The organism is Archangium gephyra (genome assembly GCF_049060025.1).
Classification (GTDB): Bacteria; Myxococcota; Myxococcia; order Myxococcales; family Myxococcaceae; genus Archangium; species Archangium gephyra_A.
This window is the reverse complement of the sequence record NZ_JBMEQQ010000002.1, coordinates 9,672,088-9,695,578: the sequence shown is the minus strand read 5'-3', so window position 1 is coordinate 9,695,578 and position 23,491 is coordinate 9,672,088. Positions and strand designations below refer to the sequence as shown.

Genomic DNA, 23,491 nt, shown 5'->3' with positions numbered 1-23,491 from the left:
CTCACACCCTCCCCTCGCGGATGAGCTCCAGGTAGACCTCCTCGAGCGGACGCTGGGCCGGCACCGCGCTGCGCACGCGCGCTCCCGCCCCCACCAGGCACGCCACCACGTCCGGAGCCTGGTCCTCGTCCGCCAGCATCACCCGCAGCCGCTCCCCCTCGGCGAGCACGTTGGGCGCGAAGGGCAACGCGGCCAGGGCCTCGACGTAGCGTTCCGCCTCACCTTCCACCTTCACCTCCAGCGCGCTGCCCGTACGCCGCAGCTCGTTCACCGGTGCCATCGCCAGCAGCCGCCCCTTCACCACCGCCACCCGCGTGCACAACCGCTCCACCTCGGCCAGGTTGTGCGAGCACAGCACGATGGTGCGTCCCTCCGCCGCCAGCTCCGCCACCGCGTCACGCACCGTGCGCGCCGACTCGGGGTCCAGGCCGCTCGTGGGCTCGTCCAGGAAGATGACCTTGGGGTCGTGCACCAGCGTGCGCACGATGGCCAGCTTCTGCCGCATGCCCTTGGAGAAGCCGCCGCAGGCGTCGTTCTCGCGGCCCGCCAGCCCGAAGCGCTCCAGGTACGACTGGACACGCGGCCACACCTGGCGCTCGTCCAGCTCGTGCAGCTTCATGAAGAAGCGCAGGTTGTCTCGCGCGCTCAGCCGCTCATAGAGCCCGGGCTGCTCGGTGAGCAGGCCCACCACGCGCCGCAGCGCCTCGCCCTCCGTGCGCACCGAGTGGCCCCAGACGCGGGCCTCCCCCTCCGAGGGCTGGAGGAGGCCGGTGAGCATGCGCACCGTGGTCGTCTTCCCCGCCCCATTGGGACCGAGCAGGCCGAACACCTCGCCGGGGCGGACGTCGAAGTCCAGCCCCTCCACCGCGGTGCGCGTGCCGAAGCGCTTGGCGAGTCCCTGGACGGAGATGCCGCTCAATCGATCGCCACCAGGATGAACTTGTTGTTGATGTCGCGTTCGATGACGGTGACGGTCTTGTCGGCGCCCGCCGCCTGCTTGAGCAGCCCGAGCCGGTTGTGCTCCACCAGCGCCCACTCGCGGCCGGGCTGGTCCACGAAGGGCTTGAGCTTGGGCGTCTCGCGGATCTGCTTCACCTGGTTGCGCGAGTAGAACGTCTCGCCACGCCAGTTCATCATGAAGGCGGTGATGGGCTCGGACGGCTTGCGCTGGCGGTAGTAGCTCCAGAACAGGTCGCGCTGCGTCCAGTGGTGGGACACGTCCACCCAGTGGCCCCAGTTGAACCAGAGGGCGAAGCCGGCCGCGAGCGCCCAGAAGGTGCCGTACAGCATCACCCGCGAGCGCTGCAGCGCCGCCACCACGGCCAGGCCCCCGGCCACGGTGAAGACGAAGCCCAGGGCCATCTTCACGTTGACGGGCTGGGACAGGGACTTGAGGAGCGAGTCGCTCGCCGGAGGCAGGCGCACGGTGCGCACCAGGGCCATGGCCCCGCCCAGCAGCAGGGCCGCGGCGAGCACCCACAGCCCGGTACGAGCCTCCTCGCCGGCCCGGTACGCCTGCCAGGCCACCCAGCCGCCCACGAGGAAGAGGGCCCCGCCCATGATGGGGGTGGCGGACACCGCGCCGCGTAGGGCCATGGGCACGAGGAAGGCCCCGCCCAGCGCCAGGCACAGCAGCGCCACCGTGCGCGCGTACACCGAGCCCGCGGTCTTCTCGGAGAACACGCCCACCGCGAGGTAGGCGCCCACGGAGAGCAGCACCAGCGTCAGCAAGTCCCCCATCCACAGCGGGCGGGAGACGAACATGGCGATGGGCCGGGTGACGAGCTCGGTGGGGTACGGCCGGTCGTAGTTGTAGACGAAGAGGTCGGTGAAGTTCTTCGGGTTGTTGGCCAGGTCATGGCCCACGAGGAGGAAGAGGATGAAGCCGAAGACGAGGCTCATCGCATGGGCGGAGATGCCCTCCTCCCACAGCCGGTCCACGAAGAGCGCGATGAGGACGGCGAGCCCCGGGAGCACCGGGAAGACGTAGTGGTGGAACTTGGTGGCCGAGGAGGCCAGCAGGGTGAAGGAGAAGGCCACCCACAGCGCGGCCATGAGGGCCAGGTGGTCCGCCTTGTCACGCGAGCGCAGCCGCAGCCGCGACACCAGCGCGAAGGCGCCCGGCACCAGGGCCACCCAGGGGAAGATGGCGAAGCCGCCCTGCTCGATGAAGTAGATGAAGGTGCCGCCCGGCGTGGTGGTGTGCACGCCCGCGCTCAGGCGGTTGAGGTGGTCGTGGATGAAGAAGCGGTACCAGAAGAGCTTGCTCTCGTCGTCCACGCCTTTGAAGAGGATGAGCGTGAGGTACCAGGGCACGGCCACCGCGCAGAACACGAGGATGCCGGTGCCCAGCTTCATCTTGTACATCTGCGCCCACAGCACGGGCATGGGGCGCTTGCCCTCGCGCACCTCGGCGCGGAAGGGGGCCTCCAGCAGCCAGCGCAGGTGCGCGTTGAGGCTCGCCGCGTCATAGGGGATGACGGCGAAGAGGGCGTAGAGCACGAGGATGACGGCCGGCAGGCCCACGCCCAGCAGGCCCTTGGCGAGGGTGGACAGGCCCGCGAAGACGTAGAAGCCGTACCACCACCCGGCGCGGTGCTTCGTGGTGTCGTCCAACTGGCCGATCATCGCGCACGCCATGGCGCACACCAGCGTGGTGACGAAGGGCGTGTCCGTCACCGTCTGCCGGGTGAGCAGGAAGTAGAGCGGCATGGTGGCCAGCACGAAGCCGGTGGCCAGGCCCGCGCGCCGGTTCACCACCCGCGCGACGGCCAGCGACAGCAGCGACACCGCGGCGATGCTCAGCAGGGCGAAGGGCATCCGCATGCCCCACTCGGTGTAGCGGCCCAGGGCGCCCTCGGAGCGCAGCGAGCCCACCACCTGCATGCCCAGCGCCTGCATCCACATGGTGAGCGGCGGCTTGGAGAAGAACCACGCGTTCTCCCAGAAGGGGTACACGTAGTCGCGGCGCTGGACCATCTCGCGGCCCACCTCGCCGTAGTGCGTCTCCCAGGGGTCCCACAGGCCCACCGCCCCCAGGTAGGGAATGAAGAGCAGCGCCGCGAAGGCCGCCGTCGCCAACGCCACGCGCAGCGTCGGCTCCAGCGCCATCCAACGCTTCGCCCAGGACTCCTGGTGGATGCCCTTGCCGAGGACGGCCTCGGTGAAGGTCCGCGGCTCCTGCTCCTGCGCTCCGTTGTTCGACACGGGGAAAGACGCCTCCATCCGCATGGGCCCACGCTCCGGGCGGGGGTCGCGGCCTTATATCCCCGCCTCCCGCCCCGGTCGACCTCCGCTGGAGCCTGAGCCGTGCAGCCCGCCGCGCGGCTGGTCCGCTCTCCAAGGCGCAGTCAGGACTCGCGAAGGCCTTCTTGTTTTCCTGTTTTTTCTCTCTATTCTCTCTCTCGCATCGAGCAAGGAAGTTCCCCTTCGAGCAAAGGACAACCCATGTTTCGTCCGTGGAGCCGGTGGAGCGGTGTCGTCGTCGGGTGTCTCGTGGCCACGGGCTGCGGGGATGCCGTGACCTCGGAGGTGCGTGAGGAGGCCCCGGCCCAGGCCCCTCGAGCCCCCGGAGCACGTAACGAAGCGTTCCGCCAGGCCAGTGCTCGTTACGGAGTGCGCGAGGACGTCCTCCTGGCGCATGCGTACCTCATGGGCCGCTTCGAGGCCTCTTCCACCGAGGAGCATGACGCGGCGGAGGCGCGGGATGGGCACCTCCACGCGCCTCGCTTCGGGGTGATGCACCTGACGGCGGAGCAGGTGGCGGCGGGCGCCCGGGCCACGGGCCTGGCCGAGGCCCAGGTGCGCGAGGAGCTGGAGGCCAACGTGCTGGCCGCCGCGGCCCTGCTGCGCGCCTCGCTCGACGAGGCCGTGGGACCGGGCCAGGCGGCTCCCGGCTGGGAGCACTACCGCACGGCCGGGGTGAAGCTGACGGGCTTCCAGGAGCCCCGCGCCGCCGAGGGCCACGCACAGGAGCTGATGGCACTGCTGGGCCGCGGCCTGGACGTCACCACGCCAGACGGGGAGCGCCTCTCCTTCTCCGCGGTGCAGGCGCTCGCACACGAGGTGGACACCGTCCAGCAAGCGGCCACCGCGCCCGGCCAGTACCCGCCGATGTCCTGGGTGGCCGCACACCCCAACAACTACATCTCCGGCCGCAGCGGCGGCACGGTGAAGTACGTGCTCGTCCACGTCACGGAGGGCGGCTACTGGGGCACCCTCGACTGGTTCTCCCAGGCCAACCCCTCGCAAGCCTCCACGCAGTACGTCATCCAGTCCAGCACCGGCAACATCACCCAGATGGTGAGCGAGGCCAACGCCGCCTGGCACGCCGGCAACGAGTACTACAGCCTCAACTCCATCGGCATCGAGCACGAGGGCTACAGGGCCCATCCGGAGACCTGGTACACGGACGCGATGTACCGCTCGTCCGCTTCGCTGGTGTGCGCCATCGCGAAGAAGTACGGCATCCCCGTGGACCAGCAGCACATCATCGGCCACTACCAGGTGCCCGATCCCTACCTGCTGGCGGCCTCCACGGCGCCGGGCACGAACGCCCAGGTGCAGGCGGCTCCCTCGAATTGGGGCGGGGCCTCCAACCACTATGACCCGGGCTTCGCCGGCAGCGGCTGGAACTGGAGCTACTACTTGGGGCTCATCCGCGATTGCGTGAACGCGGCCAGCCTCTCGCCCATCATCATCGACAGCAACGCCGGCAACAACGACCCGGCCCGGGCGCGCATCGAGGTGTCGGCCAACTGGACGTCGGCCAGCAGCACGGCGGGCTACTACGGCACCGGTTACTACTACGCCTCCACCGCACCGGTATCCGACGGAGCCAACTTCTGGTTCTACCTGCCCACGGCGGCCACCCGCACCGTGGACGCGTGGTGGACCACGGGCACCAACCGCTCCACCACCGCCAACTTCGTCGCCTTCGACGCGGCGGGCACCAGGCTGGGCACCGCCTACGCCAACCAGCAGCTCAACGGCGGCAAGTGGAACACCCTGGGCACCTACAACTTCAGCGCCGGCTGGAACAAGGTGGTCCTCTCCCGCTGGACGACCGAGGGTTATACCGTCATCGCCGACGCGGTCCGCGTGCGCTGAGTGACTCGGGCGGGCTTCCGGACGGAGCTGGGAGCCCGCCCCTACAGCGTCAGCCGCACCGAAGCGAGCACCTGGTCGTTGCGGTTGAAGTAGCCGAAGGCACTGAAGGACGGGCCGCCGTACACCTCGGCCGCGAGCCCCAGGTGCACATGCTCGCTCACGCGCCAGCCCACGCGCGGCGCCACGAGGAAGGAGCGTTGGATGGGCTCGAAGGCCCCGCGCATCCCCACCTGGAGCCGTCCTCCCAGGAGCGAGTACCCGACGTCCGCCACCAGCAAGTGGAAGAAGGCCGTGCGCGCCTGTCCGCGTGCCGTGCCCGGCTCCAGCAGGAAGAGCACCTCCTGCTCGCCCACGCCCGGCACCGCGAGCCCGGTATAGGTGACGGAGTAGACGAGGTCCGACTCCTCCGCCTGTGACGCGCCCACCACCCACGACACCGCGGGCTTGCGCAGCGGGCGCAACCGGTCGCCGTAGAACGTCCGCGAGGGGCTGAAGGCCACGTCCACGTCGAGCTGCGCGGGCCCCACCAGCGTGCTCGCCTCGGCGGCCACCACGTGCTGGCGCCCATAGCGGCCGGTGGCGAGCGACTCGCCCGCGCTCAGCCGGTCCTGCAGGGAGAGCAGCAGCGCCGCGTCCACCGGCTCGCCGCGCTCCCGGGCGCGCAGCAGCGTCTCCAGCTCGGGGTCGAGCGTCACCTGGGGCTGCTTCTCGTTGGCCCACACCCACGAGCCGCCCAGCTTCACTCCGCCCACCTCACCGGTAACGCGCAGGCCCACGTCTCCGGGCAGGCCCGGCCGCTGCGTCTCCAGCAGGCGCGGCTGCAGTCCGTCCTCCACCGAGGCCTCCACGGCGACGGGCACCGGCACGCCCAAGGGAGGCTGCAGCAGCGCCATGTCCTGGCCGAACACGTCGTAGCGGTCCGCGAAGAAGAAGGGCACCCACACGCCGGTGACGGACAGGGGCCCCACCGTGGCGAGCGCCCGCGCGGCGAAGACGGGCAGCTTCAGGTCCTCCGGCTCCAGTTGCACGAAGCTCTGGCGCAGCTCGCGCGGGTTGAGGATGTCCGTGGGCGCGAAGAAGGGGTTGGCCCCGAAGGCCAGCGTCTGCTGCCCCACCCGCACGTCCACCCACCGGGTGTACACGTCGAGGAAGGCCTCGCCCAGGAAGGGCTCGAAAGAGGACTTCTCACGCTCGAAGCCCTTCTGGGCCCCGCCGCGCCACAAGGCCCGTCCCTCCACCACCAACCGTAGCGAGGGGCTCAGCTTCACGTCCGTGGCGAGCGACGCCCTCCCCCACCCGTCCACCACGTGCTCGCCGAGGCCGTCCTCGCGGGCGGGCTCGAAACCGGTGTCCACGCCCCCCATCAGCCGCACGTCCCCGCGCACCGTCACCGTGGGCGCCGCGGGCGCATCCGAGGAGAAGCTCCTGCAGCGGTGCCGGCTCCTGCGGAGCCGCGAGCGCGAGCGCGGGCACCAGGGCCAGCCATGCCGGCAGGCAGCGTCTCACCCGCGCTCCAGGGCCCGCTCGGTGAAGTCCTCGTCGCCGAGCTGCACCTCCTCCAGCTTCAGCACCTCCAGCGTCGTGCGAGAGCCCGTCTGGAGGTTCTCCATCACCGCCTCCGCGGCGACGACGCGGTCCTTGAACTTCTTGAGCTGCACGGCGCGATACACCTTGAGGGGCTTGCCCTCGCGGTCCGAGTACTCGGCCTTCACGGGGACGTCCGTCTCCTTGTCCACGTAGAGCGTCACCTCGCCGTAGGGGGAGTCCGGCCCGGCCTTCCCGCGCAGCACGTGGGCGAGCCGGTCCAGCACCTTCGTCTCCCCCACCAGCCGGAGCGACTCGTCGCGCTCGCCGCCCGAGCCGCCCAGGTCCGCGTAGTTGAAGTCCGTCTCCATGAAGGACTGGCCCCGCTGCCCCTTGGCCACCTTGCGCACCCGCTTGAGCTTGGGCAGGTACAGGGAGATGTCGGCCGGCTCGCCCGGGGCGCCCTCCACGGTGAGCACCGCCACGCCCGCCACGCCCGCCGGCTGCGAGAAGCGCGCGAGCGAGTGCAGCCGTCCGCCCACCCGTCTCGCGGTGGAGGAGAGCACCTGCTCCTTGCGCCGGCCGTCCTTCAGCACCGTGGTGAGCTTCAGCTCCGCGCGCATCCCGAGCAGGTTGAGGGCTCCCCGCTCACGGCTCCGGCGGGCGATGTCCGCCGCGGAGTCTCCGGCCAGGGCCGGGGGAGCCAGCAGGAGCGCCACCGCCGCGGCGCACAGGAGGGGGGCAAGCTTGTTCCGCATGGCGCGGACTCTAATCCCACGCTCTCCCACCGCCAGCCCTTCGGGTGCACGGCCGCTCATCCCCCCTGCTTTCCCTCCTTATATGCGGGAGGCCTGATCCGAGGGCGCGGCCATCTGTCCGATAGACAACCGACCCGTCAAGACCCCTTCCTATGGGAAAAGCCCTGTCGTTTAGGGCGGATGCCCACCTTGAGGTGCCCGGGGGCATTCTGCTATAGCTGTAAGGGGACCCGACCCGTGCTGAAGCTCATCATCGAAGACGACGAGGGGCGAAAGACTGTAGTCCCCTTCGTGCGCGACGAAATTACGATCGGCCGCCAGGAGGGGAATACAATCCGCCTGACGGAGCGAAACGTATCTCGCCGCCACGCACGCCTGGTGCGCCAGAACGGGCACGTGCTGGTGGAAGATCTGGGTAGCTATAACGGGGTGCGCATCAACGGCGAGCGCATCCAGGGACAGGCCCAGATCGCCGACGGCGACCTCATCCAGATCGGCGACTACGATCTGGCGGTGCAGAAGGAGGCCGCCGCCCAAGCCCAGGCCCAGGCTCAAGCCCAGACCCAGGCGCATTCGCAGGTGGGGGCGCCCACCATCCGGCTGCCCGCCTCGGCCCTGCAGGCCGCCCTGAACGACGCCAACGCCAGACCCGCCCCGGCCGCCGAGGCCGAGACGGAGCTGGACGTCCCCACCCACCCGGACGAGGAGGAGGACGACGCGCCTACCCCTTCCCCGGCCGAGCAGCGCCGTCACTCCACCGCGGTGATCCGGATGGATCAGGTGGAGATGAACCGGCCCCGCAAGGTCGCGGCGGTGGAGGCCGACGAGGCGCCGCACCTGCTGGTGGTGAGCGCCGAGCTCAAGGGCCAGGAGTTCGCCTGCATCCGCACGGAGATACGGATCGGCCGCACCGACGACAACGACATCGCCATCGACCACCGCTCGCTGTCGCGCACGCACGCGAAGCTCGTGCGCGAGGACTCCGGCGAGTGGCGCATCATCGACATGCAGTCGGCCAACGGCATGGCCGTCAACGGTGAGAGCTACGCGCAGGCCTCGCTCACGCACGGTGACCTCATCGAGCTCGGCCACGTGAAGCTGCGCTTCATCGGCCCCGGCCAGAGCGCCGAGGGGCTGACTCACGAGGGCACCGCCAAGGGCTCGAAGAAGGGGCTCGTGCTGGCCCTCGCGGGCGTGCTGCTGCTCGGCGTGGGCGGAGGCGCCGCCTGGTTCGTGTTCGGCCAGCAGCCGGCCACCCCCGCTCCCCCGCCCCAGCCCGTCGCGGTGGAGACGAAGCCCGCCGAGCCGCGGCAGCCGGCCAACCCGGCGCAGAACCCGGACCCGCGGCCCTCCCCGCCCACGGTCTCGCTCGCGGAGCAGCTCCAGGGCGCCCGGGCCTCCATCGACGCGCGTGACTTCGACGCGGCGGTGAAGACGCTCGAGTCCCTCCAGGACGCCAACGGCCAGCGCCCCACCGAGGCCCAGGAGCTGCTCGGCCAGGCCAAGGCGGAGCAGGAGTCGAAGCAGAACCTCGACCAGGCCCAGAAGGCCTTCGACGAGGGCCGCCACCAGGAGGCCCTGCCGTACCTGGAGGCCGCCGAGGGCACGCTCGCCTTCGCCGAGGAGCATGCCGCCCTGAAGGAGAAGGTGGAGGCCGGGCTCGCACCGCCCTCGAAGGCGGGCAACACCGGCAAGACGCCGGTGTCGGGCAAGACGCCGCGCACCCCCGCTCCGGGCCCCAATACGGAGCAGCAGGCCAAGCAGCTCTTCGACGACGGCTACATGCTGTTGCGCAAGGCGCAGCTCCCCGAGGCCGAGTCCGTCCTCCGCAAGTGCGTCAACCTCGAGCCCAACTACGCCCAGTGCTACCTGGCGTTGGGCACCGTCATGGCCCGGCGCAACCGCCCGGACGAAGGCGCGCAGTACTACCGCGAGTTCCTACGGCTCGCGCCCAATCACGAGATGGCTCCCAACGTCAGGAAGCTCGTCGCTGACTACGACAAGAGCCAGAAACAACCGGGAGGCGGCAAGTAGGCCGGCCGCGTACGCCGCCCCCCGCGGCGTGTGCGGAATCCCGGCCTTCGGGCTTCCACCCCCACACGAGGAGAAGGTTCGTGCAGATTCGTATCCTGGTGGTCGATGATGAGCAGGACAACTGCGACTACCTCAAGCTCGTCCTGATGCGCGAGGGCTATGACGTCGTCACGACGACGGACCCCACGAAGACGGTGGAGATCCTCCGCAGCGCCGACTTCCACCTCGTCATCCTGGACATGATGATGCCGGTGATGTCCGGCACCGAGGTGCTCGAGCACATCCGCAAGTACGACACGGACGTCGCCGTCATCGTGGCCACCGCCTACCCGACGGTGGACACGGCCGTGGCCTCGCTGAAGAACCAGGCCAGCGACTACGTGAAGAAGCCCATGGAGCCGGACCAGTTCCTCGGCGCCGTGCGCAACGCGCTGGCCAAGAAGGGCCTGTCGCAGGATCCCGAGGCGGACCTGCACCGCGCCATCGGCCGCACCATCCGCGACGCGCGCAAGACGCAGGACCTCACGCTCAAGCAGCTCGCGCGCCGCACCGGCCTGTCCGTGTCGCTGCTCTCGCAGATCGAGCGTGCCGAGTCCTCGGCCTCCATCTCGTCGCTCTACAAGATCGCCTCCGCGCTGCAGCTCCGCATGGGCGAGCTCTTCGGCGACACCTGAGTCACCGGCGGGCGGCCCGCCTCACTGGCCGCGGAACCGGGGCGTGCGTTTCTCCAGGAACGCCGCCTTGCCCTCCCGGGCATCCTCACTGGCGAAGGCGCGGGCCCGCACCTCACGCAGGTGCGCCCGCTCCTCGCCGGACAGGAGCGCCCGCGTGAGCAACCCGAAGGTCTCCTTCATCCCCGCCACCGCCAGCGGCGCTTGTCCCGCGAGCGTCCGGCACAGTTCCAGGGCCCGGGCCTCGGCATCGGCCGCCGGGAGGCACTCGTCCAACAGGCCCCAGGCGAGCGCGTCCTTCGCCTCCAGCCGGCGTCCGGTGAGGAAGAGGTTCTTGGCACGCGCCACGCCCACCAGCCGGGCCGCGCGCATCAGCCCGTCCGGCGAGTAGACGATGCCCAGCCGCGCCGGGGGCATGCTGAAGAGCGCGTCCTCCGCGCCCACCCGGAAATCACACGAGGCCGACAGGTCGAAGCCCGCCCCGAAGGCCGGCCCCTGCACCAGCGCCACGCTGGGCAGCGGCAGGGCCTCCAGCCGCGCCAGGCACGCCATCAGCGCGTCGTCCGGCAGGCGGTCCTTCGTGGGCGCCGCCAACATGTTCAGGTCATAGCCCGAGCAGAAGGCGCCGCCCGCGCCCCGGATGAGGACGGCGCGCGCCCTGCCGGGAGCCGAGGCCAGCGCCTCGTCCAGACGGGCCACCTGGCTGTCGTCGAGCGCGTTGCGCCGCGCCGGGTTGGACAGGGTGAGGACGCGGACACCATCGTCCCGGTCCTCCACATGCAGGGCGGACAGCTGCACCACGCGCGTCCGCTACTCGAGCACCACGAGGACGTCGCCCTCGTTGACCGACTGCGCCTCCTTGCAGCGGATCTCCTTCACGGTGCCGTCCTCGGTCGCCTCCACGGGCATCTCCATCTTCATGGACTCGAGGATGACGAGCGTTTCTCCCGAGGAGACCTTCTGACCGACCTTGACCTCGATCTTCCACACCGTCCCGGTGATGTGCGCCGCCACGTCCGCCATCGCTGTGCTCCTCCGCAAGGTGCTGCGTGTGCTCTACGTGCTGCGAGGAAAAAAGGGCCCGCCTTCGCCTACGGCTTCGCGTGGTGCTCCAGGAAGCGCGTATTCAGGTCTCCCGCGCGGAAGACCGGGTCCTGCAGGATGCGCAGGTGCAGGGGGATGTTCGTCTTGATGCCCTCGACGCGGAAGCTCTGCAGCGCCGCGATGGAGCGCTCGATGGCCTCGGTGCGCGTGGCACCCGTGACGATGAGCTTGGCGATCATGGGATCGTAGTTCGGCGTGACGGTGTTGCCCTCGGCGTAACCCGAGTCCAGGCGCACGCCCTCGCCCGTGGGCGCCTGGTACACCTTGAGCGGGCCCGGCGAGGGGAAGAACTTCACGGGGTCCTCCGCGTAGATGCGGAACTCGAGCGCCGCCCCGCGCCGCTTCACGTCCTCCTGCTTCACGGTGAGCTTCTCGCCCGCGGCGATGCGGAGCTGCCAGGCGATGAGATCCACCCCCGTGGTGAGCTCGGTCACCGGGTGCTCCACCTGGAGCCGGGCGTTCATCTCGATGAAGTAGATGCCGCCGTCCGAGTAGAGGAACTCCACCGTGCCGGCGTTGGCGTAGCCGAAGGCCCTGGCCGCGGCGAGGGCCGCCGTGAAGAGCTTCTGGGACAGCTCCGCGTTGCGGCCGTCCGCGAAGAGCGGCGAGGGAGCCTCCTCCACCACCTTCTGGTGGCGCCGCTGGATGGAGCACTCGCGCTCCAGGCAGTGGATGAGGTTCCCGTGGTGGTCACCGAGAATCTGCACCTCGATGTGGCGCGGCGCCGGGAAGTAGCGCTCGATGTAGACGCCCTCGCGGCCGAAGGCGGCCTTCGCCCGGTCCGTGCACTGGCGGAAGACCTTCTCCAGCTCGGCCGGGTTGTTGGCCGCGGCCATGCCGATGCCGCCACCACCACCCGCAGCCTTGCAGAGCACCGGGTAGCCGATGCCCTCGGCGGCGGCCAGCGCGGCCTGCACGTCCGGGAGCACGTCCTCGGTACCGGGCACCACCGGCACGCCCGCGGCGGCCACCAGCTTACGCGCCTGGCTCTTGTCCTTCATCCGCAGCATGGCCTCGGGCGGCGGACCCACGAAGGTGATGCCGGCGGCCTTGCACGCGGTGGCGAACTCGGCGTTCTCCGACACGAAGCCGTAGCCCGGGTGCACCGCGTCGGCGCCCGTGGACTTCGCCGCCTCGAGGATGGCCGCGATGTTGAGGTAGCTGTCCTTGGCGGGAGCGGGCCCGAGGCGCACCGCCTCGTCCGCCTCCTTCACGAACGGCAGCTCCGCGTCCGCGTCCGAGTAGACGGCCACGGTGGAGATCCCCATCCCCTTCGCCACGGCGTTGATCCGGCGGGAAATCTCACCCCGGTTCGCGATGAGCAGCTTCTTGAACATGGCCCGCAACCCCTCCGCTGTGAGGCGCGCGAACCTAAACCCCACCCCGCGACGTGACAAGGAGACAACGCGCCCACCGCCGGGAAGTTGCGGGCATGTAGGTAAATGGCGTAGCGTCCTTGGCCGTGAAGCCCTCCACGACAGGAACAGTGGTGGATCTCCAAGGCGCGCGCCACGAGCGGCGGCTGGAGATGTACCGGGCGCGAGTCACCGAGCGCCTTCGCACCAACCGCACAGCCGTCGAAACCCTCTACCAGGGTGGCACGCTCTTCTCGCCCCAAGGTACGAGGGCGGGACGTGCGCTGCTCCGGGCCCATCAGGTGCTCCAGCGGGCCAGTTCCCTGCTGGAGCAACTGTCCGGCGACGGAGTGGTTCCGGCCCCGAGGCTGCCCGAGCGCATCGACGAGGTCTACCGCGAGGTGGACACGTTGCTGTCTCGCAGCGACGCGCTCTCCGGCCGCAACCACCGGGCGGCGAGCGTGGCCCGCCTCCCCGGCCGTTAGCGCCCAGCCCTTCCGGACCGGGGCCCCTGCCTCACGGCATCTCCGTCTGCCCCTGGCGGCGCAGGAACGTGGGGATGTCGAACTGATCCTCGTCCAGCGGCAGCGCCGCGTCCTTCACCACCGCGGTGCGGTTGGAGATCACGCGGGTGTCGACGGTGGGCATGGAGCGCGAGCCAGCCTTGGCGGGCACCAGGCTGGCCACCTCCTCGCGCGGCATGTTCAGCGAGACGGGCGAGGGCCGGGTGACGATGGGCACCTGCACCACCTGAGCCGGCTGGCGCCCCTTCGCATCGCGCGACACGAAGCCCGTGGCGATGATGGTGATCTTCACCTCGTCGGTGATGTTGTCGTCGATGAGCGAGCCGAAGATGATCTCCGCGTCCGGGTCCGCCGCGTCGTGCACCAGCGTGAGGGCCTCGTTGACCTCCTGGAGGGTCATGTCGCGGCCGCCGGTGATGTTGATGAGCAGGCCGGTGGCGCCGTCGATGGAGATGTCCTCGAGCAGCGGGCTGGAGATGGCCTGCTGCATGGCGGTGAGCGCGCGCTTGTCGCCGGTGGAGTTACCGGTGCCCATGAGCGCCAGACCCTTGTCGCTCATGATGGTCTTCACGTCGGCGAAGTCCACGTTGATGTAGCCGTGGTACTGGATGAGGTCCGAGATGCCCTGGACGGCGTTGAGGAGCACCTCGTCGGCGCGCTTGAAGGTCTCCAGCAGCGGCATGGGCTCGTTGCTGAGCGTGAGCAGGCGCTGGTTGGGGATGGTGATGAGGGTGTCCACCGCGGCCTTGAGCTCCACCAGGCCCTGCTCCGCCTGCTTGCGGCGCTTGTTGCCCTCGAAGAGGAAGGGCTTGGTGACCACGCCCACCGTGAGGCAGCCCAGGCTCTTGGCGATGTCCGCGATGATGGGAGCCGCGCCCGTGCCGGTGCCACCGCCCATGCCGGCGGTGACGAACACCATGTCCGCGCCCTCGAGCATGGCGGCGATCTGGTCGCGCGACTCGAGCGCGGCCTCGCGGCCCATCTCCGGGTTGGCGCCGGCGCCCAGGCCCTTGGTCAGGGTCTGGCCGATCTGCAGCCGGACCGGCGCCTTGTTCGCCGCGAGCGCCTGCACATCGGTGTTGGCGGCAATGAAGTCGACCCGCTCAAGCTTCGCCATGATCATCGTGTTGACGGCGTTGCAACCGGCGCCACCGACGCCAACGACACGAATCTTTGCGGCCTGCTTGTTCTGGTCGAACTGGTCCATGTGGTTCCTTCTTTCGGCGCAGGTCGCACGTGCCCGCGCGCGCCCCTGCGACACACATCTTCAGCAAGTCGCGCTCTTTGGCAAGTTCCTCGCTACGAACATGTAGCGCTACGTCGCGGTACCAAGTCGTCACAGGCACTTACGCGGAAGCCCCACCGCGCTCCGGTGCGGCGCGGTGGGTGCATCACGCCTCTTGACTCGCGCGATGAGGTCTCGTCACTCCCCCCGGGAGGCCTTGTCCTCGCGCCACCAGTGGCTCATCCGCTCGTGGATCTCCGCCTCGTGGCCCTCCTTGCTGGGCCGGTAGAAGACGGAGCGCTCCAGGGGCTCGGGGAGGTACGTCTGCCCGGGCACGTAGTGGTCCTTGTGGTTCCACGGCGGCTCGTAGCCCTTCTTGTACCCCAGCTCCTTCATGAGCTCGGTGGGGGCGTTGCGCAGGTGGAGCGGAGGGGCCGCGTTGGGGTGGGCCTCCACGGCCGCCAGCGCCGCATCCATCGCCTGATAGGCCCGGTTGCTCTTCTTCGCCGTGGCCAGGGTGAGGGTCGCCTGGGCCACGAAGATGCGCCCCTCCGGCATCCCCACGGAGAGGAAGCCCTCCTCGCACGCGCGCACGATGCTGATCGCCTCGGGCATCGCCAGCCCCACGTCCTCCACGGCGATCACCTTGAGCCGGCGCCACAGCGCCACGTAGTCCCCCGTCTGCAGCAGCCGCGCCGCCCAGAAGATGGCGCCCTGGGGGTTGGAGCCCCTGCACGACTTCTGCAGGGCGCTCAGCAGATCGAAGTGCTCGTCCCCGTCCTTGTTGTGCCGCGCCAGGCGCGCCCCGGTGGCCTGGAGGGCCGTCTCCCGGGAGATCTCCGCGCCGTCGGCGGAGAGCTGGGCCGCGAGCTCCAACGCGCCCAGGGCCTTGCGCACGTCTCCCCCGCTGCCCTCGGCCAGGACGGAGAGCGCCTCGTCACTCGCGGTCAGCTTCCGGGCCCCGAGCCCCCGCTTCTCATCGGAGAGCGCCCGCTGGAGCGCGGTCCGCAGGTCCGCGGGGGTGAGTTCGCGCAGCAGGAAGACGCGGCACCGGCTGACGAGCGCGGGCCTCACCTCGAAGCTGATGTTCTCCGTCGTCGCCCCGAGGAGGATCAACAGGCCGCTCTCGACATGGGGCAGGGCCTGCTCCTGGACGTTCTTGGCCCAGCGGTGGATCTCATCCACGAAGACGACGGTGCGCCGGTGGTACTGGTTGCGCAGGCGCTCGGCCTCGGCCACCACCTCGCGGATGCGGGGAATGCCATCGGAGACGGCCGAGAGGATGACGAACTCCGCGTCGACGTTGGCGGCCAGCATGCGCGCGAGCGTGGTCTTCCCCACGCCGGGAGGCCCTCCGAAGAGCGAGGAGACAATCGCCTTGCGCTCGATGAGCTGGCGCAGGGGGGCTCCAGGGCCGAGCAGGTGCGACTGCCCGATGAACTCCTCGGGTGTGCGCGGACGCATGCGCTCGGCCAGCGGGGCGAAGCGGTTGACGTCGACGGAAGCGGCGAACAGGTCGGGTCCAGCGGGCATCGGAAGGCGGCACCCTAACAAAACGTGAACCCCGGGGCCCGCCGGGAATCCAACGCGGATTCCGTGATTCACAACGGGCGGCGGCTGCCCGTTCTCAGGGCATGAATCCACCCACTCCCACCGTCCGGCCACCACCCCGGGCTCATTCCTCCTTCATCAACTTGCGCAGCCGCGCACGGGCGAGCTGGACGCGCTTGCGGACGTTGGCCTGCGTCAGCCCCATCCGCAGGGCGATCTCCTCGTACGAGATTCCGTCCACGAAGCGCAGCAACAAGGGCTGGCGCAGGCCCTGCGGCAGGTACTCGAGCGTGACCCCCAGCGACTCCAGCCGGGCCTGGACACAGAGCTGATCCTCGGGATTCGCGAAGCCCGGCGGCAGGAGCGTCAGCCCCTGGGCATGGGACTCGTCCAAGGTACTCAGGAACTCGCCGCGGCATTGGCGCTCGCGGTAGCGGTCCATGCACACGTTGCGCAGCAGCGTGGTGAGCCATTCCCGGGGTTTGAGAAGACGATGAGCGAGGTGGGGATAATTCGCGTGAGCCTTCAAGGCGGTGATGCTCAAGACATCTTCCGCCTCGGCGCGGTTTCCCTGCATCAGGCGCAAGCCGAGCGACCACAGGTGCGGCCGGTGCTTCAGCCACCACCGCCAGAACTCCTGCTCGGGGAGCCGCGGCGGATGCGTGAGCCCCTGGGGAGGACACTCACACACGGGAGCTCCGAACGCCCCGGTGTCTGGCATTTCCGGAGAGCCGGCGGAGGTTTCCGGCCCGTTCGAAAGACTGGGAGTGAGTTCGGTCAACGACATGGCGGCTCGCAAGGCGGCGTGCGGGGGGGAACGTCCATCGCTCGGCGCTGCCGTCACGGAGGGGTGCTCACGTCCACGGGGCCCGGGGCATCTGAAGGCAGAAGTCTCCGCTCCGGCACCCGCCGGTGGAGACAACCGCCAACTCCCGGAGAACCGCTCCGGGATGTCTCGCGCCCCCTGGATGTGAGCCATTCACGGCCCGTGGTCACCCGGGGTGACCGCGAGCGCACTCCTCCCGTCGAGAAGGCACACCTCGGATGAGGCTTCCGGGGCAGGCCCGCCAGGCGGGAACGTTCGCGCCAATCGAAAAGCTATGATTGAAACTCGAGGCTGAAGACAGACATCCGCGGCGCTTTCACGCGCAGGGTCTGGCCCGGCTCCGCCGCCACACATGCCACGCAACCCGTCCGAGCTCCGGCCGATCACAACGTTTCCTGAAGACCGCGAGCCGCGGGACGATCGCGGACTCGTTCCTGAACACCAAGGTGTCAACACTCACGGCGTGCTCCCTGATCGCAGATTTAATCGACGGGGCTGACATCAGCGACGGGTGGAACCGCGCCTTCCCGCCCGCGAGGACAGAACGGTCCGCCCGGGTAGATGTGAAAAACCGGACAGGGGTTCCAGGGGGCCTCCACTGTGGGTGTGAAGGCGGTCCCCGGACGCACGGCGTCACAGCGGGCGGGCCCGGCCGTCATGGATCCAGTGCAACAGGGATGTTGCACGCTCACGGCATCCCGAGGAGCGCCAGGCACCTGCCCGGGATCAGGGCCCGGCGGCGAATTCACAGCGGCGCCGCGCCAGCCGTCACTGTGCGGAGCAGGTCCTTGGATCACGGGAGAAGCGCATGATCGTCGACGTCGGGCGCATCAAGCAGGGGACGGAGTACACGGTGAGCGTCGCCGTGGATCAGAAGAACGAGGAACCGGCCTTCGTCTCCGTCGGCTGGCAGCCGATCCTCGAGATGGACTCGCACCCGTATTCCTATCAGATGAACATCGAGCCGGGACGTGCGGGCGCGCACACCCAGCAGTGCCCCCCGGCCTCCGAGTACTGCAACATCGAGATCCTCGTGGAGCTGCACGAAGGGCGAGACGCGCGCCGCGGAGCTGGGAGAGGTGACGCTGACGATCTCCGGGCTCGCGGATCAAACCTGGCCGGCCCGGCTGAGCATCACCCGCAACGGGCTCTACTGCCTGGAGATCATCGCGTCATGACAATCCCATCCATCCGCGGCCGGTAGAGCCGCTCGCGCCAGGCCTTCCATGTCAGAAAGCACTCCGCCAGCGCCCCAGGGCCGCTCCCTCACACCGCTCCTGTTGCGGTTGTTCTTCACCCGGGAGTCGTCACCCTCCTGAGCCTGCCCATGGCGCTGTATGTCGACGCGTTGCTGCTCGGCCTCGACCGCACCAATGACTGGCGTGCCGTGGGGTTCTCGCTGGCGATCACCTATGTCTTCTCGGGCGTCCTGCTGTCCCTGCTGGTGATGAGGCTGCTGCTGCACCGGGCCCTGCGGATCATCCCGGACGAGCTCCCGGGGCGGCGGCTGGAGCGCCTGCTCGCCCTGCCCTGGAAGCTCATCCTCGTGTCCAACCTGTTGATGTGGATGCTGGGCGGCTTCCTCATCAACACCAGCATCGCCGTCATTCTCGAGAAGGATGTCTGGAGCATCGTCCCAAAGGGCCTGGCGGTGGCCACGGGCGTGGGGCTGCTCAATGGCTCGCTCCTCTTCATCCTCTACGAGCGCATGTTGATGCCCCTCACGCTCGAGGAGTTCGAGCGCAGCCCGCGCTCGCTCCCGGCCAGCCGCGGTCTCTTCCGCCCCCGCCAGAGCTGGTTCCTCCCGTACGTGCTCGCCTCGCTGCTCTTCGGGACCCTCGTCTTCACCGGGACGGTGGTGCACATCCAGCTCACCCGGTTGAGGGAGGACTTGAGCCGGAAGCTCATCCAGAACAAACAGCATGCGCTGGCCGAGCAGCTCACGCGAAGCAGCGGGGCCTTGTCCAACGAGCTCTTGTTTTCGGTCGGCGGCACCACCGCCCTGCTGCTGCTCGGCTCGGGGCTGACGGTGTGGGGGATGGGGCGCAGGCAGCGGGCCGGAGCCGAGGCCATCTACCAATCCCTGGAAGGGCTCACCCGCGGAACCTCGCGGCCTCCCCGCTGGGTCTCCACGGATGAGATGGGAGACCTGTCCTCCAGCGTCTGGCTGCTCTTCGACCGGCTCCAGGAGCTGCCCCGGGAGCCTCCAGGCCGTGACGCAGCGGCTGGGGGAGGCCAGCTCGCGCCTGGGCGAGAGCTGTGGCCTGCAACAACAGACCCTGGAGCAACAGTCCACCGCCCTGCGCGAGACGGACATCACGGCCAGGGAGATCCGCCAGAACTCGCTGCTGGCCCAGAACCGGGTGCAGTCCATCCACTCGGTGTTCAACCGCACCGCCGAGCTGGGCCGGCAGGGAGAGACGGCCATCCAGCAGTCCCTGCAGTGGCTCTCCAACATCGGCACCACCACCGAGCACGTGCGCGTCCACGTGGGCCAGCTCGAGCGGCATACCCAGGAGCTCCAGCGCGTCATCGAGACGGTGGAGGATCTGGCCAAACGCGCCAACATGCTGGCCATCAACGCCGCCATCCAGGCGGTGCACTCGGGAGAGCGAGGCCAGGGCTTCAACACGGTGGCACGCGAGTTCCGGGCCCTGGCCGATCAGTCCGGCAAGGCCACCGAGCAGGTGCGCACCATCATCGAGCGCCTGGGCACCGCCATCCACGAGGCCGTCTCCCTGGTGGACAAGGGCGCCCAGGGCATCGCCGATGCCGTGGAGCGGCTCAACGCCAGCAGCGGCTCGCTGAACGAGCTGGCGCTGCTGGCCCAGCGCAACTCCGCCACGGTGGGGGAAATCACCCAGGCGGTGGAGCGGCAGCACCAGGACATCGCGCAGCTCTTCAGGGCCTTCCAGCAGATGCTGCGCCTGACGAACGAGACCCTGGCGCACCTGAAGGTCGTCCAGGGCGCGGCGGGTGACTGCGACGAGGTGTCCGGTCAGGTCGACACGCTCGCCCGCCGGTATGGCCTGGAGAAGGCCCCGGCCAGACGCCTCAGATGAGACCGCGCGCGGCCAGGTGCATGCCGAGCAGGGTGTCCACGCCCCGGATCAGCCGGGCCATGTCGAAGGAGCGCACCCGGGCCATCAGCACGTCCAGCCGCTGGCGCTGCTCGCGCCACTCGGCCAGCAACAGGTCCTCCATGCCGGAGGAGTCGATGCGCGCGGTGATCTCCTCCGGGGGCAGGGTCTCGAGCTGCTCCGCGGTGAGGACTCCCGACTCCAGGGCCTGGACGAACACCCGGCTGGCGAAGTCCCGCGCCGGCACCTCGCGCCGCCAGGTGGCCGTCATGTTGGCGATCTGCCCCATGCTCTGCGCGTACCAGATCGTCTCGCGGATGGCGCCCAGCTCCGTCTCCACCACCGGGGCCGTCATCAGGTCGATGGTGGCGAACACCATCATGTTCATGTTGTGCGGAGAGTACGCCCGGTTCTCCGCCAGGTTGTGCAGGGCCGGCCGGTTCCGCGTGAGCACGGAGTGGCGCATGCTGTTGAAGACCTGCTGGTAGTCGAAGACGTAGAGCGGACGGTAGGCGGCGTGGTGGGGAAGCGCCTGCACCCGCTCCTCGAGGGCGTGCCACAGCTCCGCGATGAGGGCGAAATAGCGCCGCTCCTCCGCGGGCACCTCGGGCGCGGGAGCGGCCTTGCCCTGGGGGTGGAAGGGGATGGTGAGGGCGGCCTCCAGCAACTGCTCCGAGCCACGCTGATCCGCCAGGTCGTCCAGCAGCACGTTGAGGATGATGGCCAGCAGCTTGGTGGAGAGCACGTGCTCCTTCCACGCCTCGGGCACCAGGGGCAGGGTCGTCTCGTCCACGCCGCGCCAGCACCAGCGCCACAGGAAGGCGCCGCGGTGCCCCACCTCTTCGTAGGCGGAGACGTAGCGCTCCACCACCGGCGGGAGCTGGATGGAGCGCAGCGAGGCGAGCGTATCCGTCCAGGCCGCGGCGTAGTCCACGGGAGCGGGGCCCTGGGCGAAGAGCCGGGTGTTGCGCTCGCGCATGCGCTCGGCGATCAGCCGCGCCAGCCCGCGGTACAGCCGCAGCGCGAAGCCCGGATCCACGGCGGCCTGCTGCTCCACCGCCGAGCGCTGGATGCGCAGCACCCGGCTCGGCGCGAGGGTGCTCACCGAGGCACTGGCCAGGTCATTGGTGAGGAAGGACATCTCGCCCAGCAGGTCCCCGCTCGCCACCCGGTCCACCTCCAGCATGCCGTCCCCCCGCCGCAGGTGGACGGAGGCAGTGCCCTCCAACAGCAGCAGCAGCGCCTCGGGCCGCTCTCCCTGGGTGATGAGGGCGCTGCCAGCGGGGTACTCCGTCACGGTCCCGAGCCGATCGAGCAGGGCGTGATCCTCCGTGAGCAACTCCGGATACCGGCTCCAATGGGAAGCAGCATTCCGCATCGCGGTGTCTCCAAGGCAGGGCCGCCGGGCCCTGGTGTGAGGGTGACGAACCTGACACAGAGTGGCGCCGGGAGGGAGGAGGTCCTGGTGGCCTGTTCGCGGAGGGCGGGGTCCTGTATACGGACTCGTGCCGTTGGTACCCGCATGATGCAGGGCCCCTACTCCGGTCGCGCCACCCAGGGCAGTTTCTTCGAGGGATTGTTCGTCCACTCGCTCCAGGCGGGTGGGCCCTTCGCGGACGCGCTCCGGGAGTGTGGCTATGACCCGCGCCACCCCAAGGCCATCTACCCCATCGAGGTGTGGAACGCGGCGCTCGAGGTGGCCTGGCGCCACTGCTACAGCGGGTGGGATCGCGAGTCCGCCTACCGTGAAATGGGCCGCCAGCTCGGGCTGGGCTTCCTGCGGACGTGGATGGGGAAGGTGGTGGACATGGGGCTGCCCATGCTCGGCCCGGAGCGCCTCCTGACGCGCCTCCCCAGTCTCCTGGCGCTCGACACCTTCCGCTATGAGGTGCGGGTGCTGCCGCTCGGCTGGCACCAGTACCGCGTCTCCATCCGGAACGATCCGGACGCCAAGCCCGAGCTCATCGCCGGGCTCCTGGAGGCGGGCCTGGGCAGGACGGGCGTCAAACCCACCGCCACGGTGGTGATGCGCAACGGGCAGGACTTCGACATCGACGTAAGCTGGTGACCGGCCACCCATGCCCCCTTCCGCCTCCCCTGCTTCACCCGCCGACGCGATCCTCCACGCCACCCGGCGCTACCTGCGCGCCTACCCCTCGGCCGCGCTGTGTGTGGGCCTCACGCACCGCGGCGTGCACCACGTGCAGGCCCTCCGCGGCGAGGGGCCTCTGCCCGCGGTGGACGCGCTGTATGAGCTGGGCGCGCTCACCCAGGTCTTCACCGGCACCCTGCTCGCGCTGTTGGTGGACCGGGGTGAGGCGAGACTCGACACCCCGTTGAAGGAGCTGATTCCCCTGCCGCTCCTCCCGGATGAGGCCGCCGGCCGCATCACGCTCGAGCAACTGGCGACGCACACCTCGGGCATGCCGCGTGTCCCGGCGAACCTGCGGACGCCCCAGCAGAACCCGGCCGACCCCTACGGCCACTTCACCGCGGAGCTCTTCGGCGCCTTCCTGCGGAGCTACCACCCCCGTCACCCGCCCCCGCGGCCGTACGCCGAGTCCGTCATCGGCCTGGGCGTGCTCGGCCATGCGCTCTCACGGCGCCTGAGGCTCAACTACGGACACGCCGTGAGGGATCTCCTCAGCACGCCGCTGCGGTTGAGCGACACCACCGCCGTCCGCCTCTCCGAGGATCAGGAGCGGCGCCTGCTTCCCGGCCACTCCGCCCGGGGCGGCACGGTGCCGGGCTGGACCTTCCCGGCGATGCCCGGGGCGGGGGCCCTCCGCTCCACGGTGCCCGACCTGCTGCGCTTCCTCGATGCGAACCTCGGGCGCGAGGATGCCGGACTCGGCCGGGCCCTGCGGCTCGCGCACAGCCCGCGCGTGGAGACCCGCGGCGGGCACGCGGGGCTCGGGTGGAGGCTCTCCCCTGTGGGGGGCAAAGCCGTGGCGTGGCGCGCCGCGGTGACGGGCGGCTACTCCGGCTTCATCGGCTTCTCGGCGGACGCGGAGGCGGGGGTCGTCGTCCTGTCGGACCACGCGGGCTCCTTCCTCGCATCGCTTCTCGGGCGTGTGCCCGTCGAGGAGCCCGGCTTCACGCTCCTCAGCGGCTACCTCCGTTGACGCGGTCCGGCACGGGCTCGGAGTGCCGGACAGGAGCCCGAGCCCCGGGCCGCCGTGCAACCGTCCAGGCTAGAGCGCGCCGAGCTGGGACTCGGGCGAGACGGCCGGAAGGGCTCCGGGCTGCGTCAGCTCGTCCACCCCCCGCACGAGCCGTTGCCCAGCCGCGCGAGGTGCTCGGAGGAGAGCAGCTTCCGCACCTGGGGGAAGAGGATGGAGCGCTCCTCGGCCACGTGCGCCTCGACGGATTCGCGGAGGCGGATCAGCGCGGGCTCGAACTGGATGTCGCGAACGTCGAGGTGCAGCATCTGGGAGATCAGCGCCTTCGACTCGGCATGGTCGTCATAGGAGTGCTGGACCAGATCGCTCGTCTCGGCCAGCTTCACCTCCGGGTAGAAGAAGCGCTCCTCGAGCTGGGTGTGAAGGGTGAGCAGGTAGGCGAGACGGCGGAACAGGTGGGTTCGCTCTTCCCCGCTCGCCACCGCCACCTGCTGGAAGAGGCTCTCCGCTTCTTCATGCTGCCGCGTCAGGAGTTCGATCGGATCCATAGGAGGACGCTCGGCATTGGCTCGTCCGGCGGCAAGCCGCTCATCCCCGGACGCCGGGCA

At 69.8% G+C, this 23,491-nt stretch carries 22 protein-coding genes; 8 read left to right on the top strand and 14 right to left on the bottom strand.

Annotated features, from left to right (window positions below; genetic code table 11):
- Position 1 precedes the first annotated feature (1 nt).
- Both ACN28I_RS42425 and ACN28I_RS42420 read right to left on the bottom strand, forming a co-directional pair.
- A complete protein-coding gene (locus ACN28I_RS42425; RefSeq protein ID WP_420947571.1) occupies positions 2 to 919 on the bottom strand; it encodes an ABC transporter ATP-binding protein in 918 nt (305 codons plus the stop codon).
- Positions 916 to 3,225, bottom strand: coding sequence for an ArnT family glycosyltransferase (locus ACN28I_RS42420; RefSeq protein ID WP_420947570.1), 2,310 nt, complete (start codon positions 3,223 to 3,225; stop codon positions 916 to 918). Before ACN28I_RS42420 ends, ACN28I_RS42425 begins: the two co-directional genes overlap by 4 nt.
- Before the next feature lie 222 nt (positions 3,226 to 3,447).
- Between ACN28I_RS42420 and ACN28I_RS42415 the strand changes: the two genes are divergently transcribed.
- Entirely contained in the window at positions 3,448 to 5,109 is a 1,662-nt protein-coding gene (locus ACN28I_RS42415) for an N-acetylmuramoyl-L-alanine amidase (protein WP_420947569.1), read from the top strand.
- Positions 5,110 to 5,150: 41 nt separating this feature from the next.
- Here ACN28I_RS42415 and ACN28I_RS42410 read toward each other — a convergent pair whose 3' ends face one another.
- Together ACN28I_RS42410 and ACN28I_RS42405 are read right to left on the bottom strand one after the other, a co-directional pair.
- Positions 5,151 to 6,500, bottom strand: a complete 1,350-nt coding sequence (locus ACN28I_RS42410; protein ID WP_420947568.1) for a hypothetical protein — start codon at positions 6,498 to 6,500, stop codon at positions 5,151 to 5,153.
- A gap of 111 nt (positions 6,501 to 6,611) precedes the next feature.
- The gene (locus ACN28I_RS42405) at positions 6,612 to 7,391 is read right to left on the bottom strand and encodes an outer membrane lipoprotein-sorting protein (protein ID WP_420947567.1); all 780 of its coding nucleotides are present in this window, start codon (positions 7,389 to 7,391) and stop codon (positions 6,612 to 6,614) included.
- A gap of 237 nt (positions 7,392 to 7,628) precedes the next feature.
- Here ACN28I_RS42405 and ACN28I_RS42400 point away from each other — a divergent pair, with 237 nt between their 5' ends.
- Both ACN28I_RS42400 and ACN28I_RS42395 read left to right on the top strand, forming a co-directional pair.
- Positions 7,629 to 9,425, top strand: a complete 1,797-nt coding sequence (locus ACN28I_RS42400) for an FHA domain-containing protein (protein WP_420947566.1) — start codon at positions 7,629 to 7,631, stop codon at positions 9,423 to 9,425.
- Between the two features lie 80 nt (positions 9,426 to 9,505).
- Positions 9,506 to 10,099 carry a response regulator gene (locus ACN28I_RS42395; protein ID WP_203402602.1) on the top strand — a complete coding sequence of 198 codons (594 nt, stop codon included), beginning with the start codon at positions 9,506 to 9,508 and terminating at the stop codon, positions 10,097 to 10,099.
- Positions 10,100 to 10,120: 21 nt separating this feature from the next.
- On the opposite strand, the gene ACN28I_RS42390 is transcribed toward ACN28I_RS42395, so the two are convergent.
- From ACN28I_RS42390 to ACN28I_RS42380, 3 genes are all read right to left on the bottom strand, one after another.
- Positions 10,121 to 10,897, bottom strand: coding sequence for an enoyl-CoA hydratase/isomerase family protein (locus ACN28I_RS42390; RefSeq protein ID WP_420947565.1), 777 nt, complete (start codon positions 10,895 to 10,897; stop codon positions 10,121 to 10,123).
- 9 nt (positions 10,898 to 10,906) lie between these two features.
- Positions 10,907 to 11,119, bottom strand: a complete 213-nt coding sequence (locus tag ACN28I_RS42385) for a biotin/lipoyl-binding carrier protein (RefSeq protein ID WP_420947564.1) — start codon at positions 11,117 to 11,119, stop codon at positions 10,907 to 10,909.
- Positions 11,120 to 11,187: 68 nt separating this feature from the next.
- Positions 11,188 to 12,537 (bottom strand): acetyl-CoA carboxylase biotin carboxylase subunit, encoded by a 1,350-nt coding sequence (locus ACN28I_RS42380; RefSeq protein ID WP_420947563.1) that lies wholly within the window; start codon positions 12,535 to 12,537, stop codon positions 11,188 to 11,190.
- A gap of 152 nt (positions 12,538 to 12,689) precedes the next feature.
- Here ACN28I_RS42380 and ACN28I_RS42375 point away from each other — a divergent pair, with 152 nt between their 5' ends.
- Entirely contained in the window at positions 12,690 to 13,040 is a 351-nt protein-coding gene (locus ACN28I_RS42375; RefSeq protein WP_420947562.1) for a hypothetical protein, read from the top strand.
- Positions 13,041 to 13,071: 31 nt separating this feature from the next.
- Here ACN28I_RS42375 and ftsZ read toward each other — a convergent pair whose 3' ends face one another.
- From ftsZ to ACN28I_RS42360, 3 genes are all read right to left on the bottom strand, one after another.
- Positions 13,072 to 14,286, bottom strand: coding sequence for a cell division protein FtsZ (ftsZ, locus tag ACN28I_RS42370; RefSeq protein WP_420947561.1), 1,215 nt, complete (start codon positions 14,284 to 14,286; stop codon positions 13,072 to 13,074).
- A 216-nt stretch (positions 14,287 to 14,502) separates the two neighbouring features.
- Positions 14,503 to 15,837 carry a replication-associated recombination protein A gene (locus ACN28I_RS42365; RefSeq protein ID WP_420947560.1) on the bottom strand — a complete coding sequence of 445 codons (1,335 nt, stop codon included), beginning with the start codon at positions 15,835 to 15,837 and terminating at the stop codon, positions 14,503 to 14,505.
- Between the two features lie 142 nt (positions 15,838 to 15,979).
- Positions 15,980 to 16,546: an RNA polymerase sigma factor gene (locus ACN28I_RS42360; protein WP_420947559.1), complete on the bottom strand. Its 567-nt coding sequence runs from the start codon at positions 16,544 to 16,546 to the stop codon at positions 15,980 to 15,982.
- 943 nt (positions 16,547 to 17,489) lie between these two features.
- On the opposite strand from ACN28I_RS42360, the gene ACN28I_RS42355 reads away from it, so the two are divergent.
- Positions 17,490 to 17,885, top strand: coding sequence for a hypothetical protein (locus ACN28I_RS42355; protein WP_420947558.1), 396 nt, complete (start codon positions 17,490 to 17,492; stop codon positions 17,883 to 17,885).
- A 206-nt stretch (positions 17,886 to 18,091) separates the two neighbouring features.
- Here ACN28I_RS42355 and ACN28I_RS42350 read toward each other — a convergent pair whose 3' ends face one another.
- Both ACN28I_RS42350 and ACN28I_RS42345 read right to left on the bottom strand, forming a co-directional pair.
- On the bottom strand, positions 18,092 to 18,358 hold the full coding sequence (locus ACN28I_RS42350) for a hypothetical protein (protein WP_420947557.1): 267 nt from the start codon (positions 18,356 to 18,358) through the stop codon (positions 18,092 to 18,094).
- A 21-nt stretch (positions 18,359 to 18,379) separates the two neighbouring features.
- Positions 18,380 to 18,754 (bottom strand): hypothetical protein, encoded by a 375-nt coding sequence (locus ACN28I_RS42345; RefSeq protein ID WP_420947556.1) that lies wholly within the window; start codon positions 18,752 to 18,754, stop codon positions 18,380 to 18,382.
- Positions 18,755 to 18,894: 140 nt separating this feature from the next.
- Here ACN28I_RS42345 and ACN28I_RS42340 point away from each other — a divergent pair, with 140 nt between their 5' ends.
- Entirely contained in the window at positions 18,895 to 19,743 is an 849-nt protein-coding gene (locus ACN28I_RS42340) for a methyl-accepting chemotaxis protein (protein ID WP_420947555.1), read from the top strand.
- Here the strand turns inward: ACN28I_RS42340 and ACN28I_RS42335 are convergent.
- Positions 19,736 to 21,100, bottom strand: coding sequence for a cyclic nucleotide-binding domain-containing protein (locus ACN28I_RS42335; RefSeq protein ID WP_420947554.1), 1,365 nt, complete (start codon positions 21,098 to 21,100; stop codon positions 19,736 to 19,738). The genes ACN28I_RS42340 and ACN28I_RS42335 overlap by 8 nt on opposite strands.
- A gap of 183 nt (positions 21,101 to 21,283) precedes the next feature.
- Between ACN28I_RS42335 and ACN28I_RS42330 the strand changes: the two genes are divergently transcribed.
- Positions 21,284 to 21,829: a DUF2378 family protein gene (locus ACN28I_RS42330; RefSeq protein WP_420947553.1), complete on the top strand. Its 546-nt coding sequence runs from the start codon at positions 21,284 to 21,286 to the stop codon at positions 21,827 to 21,829.
- A 10-nt stretch (positions 21,830 to 21,839) separates the two neighbouring features.
- Positions 21,840 to 22,886 (top strand): serine hydrolase domain-containing protein, encoded by a 1,047-nt coding sequence (locus tag ACN28I_RS42325; RefSeq protein ID WP_420947552.1) that lies wholly within the window; start codon positions 21,840 to 21,842, stop codon positions 22,884 to 22,886.
- A gap of 125 nt (positions 22,887 to 23,011) precedes the next feature.
- Here ACN28I_RS42325 and ACN28I_RS42320 read toward each other — a convergent pair whose 3' ends face one another.
- Positions 23,012 to 23,431, bottom strand: coding sequence for a hemerythrin domain-containing protein (locus tag ACN28I_RS42320; RefSeq protein WP_420947551.1), 420 nt, complete (start codon positions 23,429 to 23,431; stop codon positions 23,012 to 23,014).
- Between the last annotated feature and the right edge of the window lie 60 nt (positions 23,432 to 23,491).

What these genes read in the sequence shown, in the direction of transcription:
- ACN28I_RS42420 (WP_420947570.1), bottom strand. Translation starts at nt 3,225, where the DNA reads ATGGAGGCGTCTTTCCCCGTGTCGAACAACGGAGCGCAGGAGCAGGAG.
- ACN28I_RS42415 (WP_420947569.1), top strand. Translation starts at nt 3,448, where the DNA reads ATGTTTCGTCCGTGGAGCCGGTGGAGCGGTGTCGTCGTCGGGTGTCTC.
- ACN28I_RS42405 (WP_420947567.1), bottom strand. Translation starts at nt 7,391, where the DNA reads ATGCGGAACAAGCTTGCCCCCCTCCTGTGCGCCGCGGCGGTGGCGCTC.
- ACN28I_RS42385 (WP_420947564.1), bottom strand. Translation starts at nt 11,119, where the DNA reads ATGGCGGACGTGGCGGCGCACATCACCGGGACGGTGTGGAAGATCGAG.
- ACN28I_RS42380 (WP_420947563.1), bottom strand. Translation starts at nt 12,537, where the DNA reads ATGTTCAAGAAGCTGCTCATCGCGAACCGGGGTGAGATTTCCCGCCGG.
- ftsZ (WP_420947561.1), bottom strand. Translation starts at nt 14,286, where the DNA reads ATGGACCAGTTCGACCAGAACAAGCAGGCCGCAAAGATTCGTGTCGTT.
- ACN28I_RS42365 (WP_420947560.1), bottom strand. Translation starts at nt 15,837, where the DNA reads ATGCCCGCTGGACCCGACCTGTTCGCCGCTTCCGTCGACGTCAACCGC.
- ACN28I_RS42355 (WP_420947558.1), top strand. Translation starts at nt 17,490, where the DNA reads ATGATCGTCGACGTCGGGCGCATCAAGCAGGGGACGGAGTACACGGTG.
- ACN28I_RS42345 (WP_420947556.1), bottom strand. Translation starts at nt 18,754, where the DNA reads ATGGCCTCGGCTCCGGCCCGCTGCCTGCGCCCCATCCCCCACACCGTC.
- ACN28I_RS42330 (WP_420947553.1), top strand. Translation starts at nt 21,284, where the DNA reads ATGATGCAGGGCCCCTACTCCGGTCGCGCCACCCAGGGCAGTTTCTTC.
- ACN28I_RS42325 (WP_420947552.1), top strand. Translation starts at nt 21,840, where the DNA reads ATGCCCCCTTCCGCCTCCCCTGCTTCACCCGCCGACGCGATCCTCCAC.
- ACN28I_RS42320 (WP_420947551.1), bottom strand. Translation starts at nt 23,431, where the DNA reads ATGGATCCGATCGAACTCCTGACGCGGCAGCATGAAGAAGCGGAGAGC.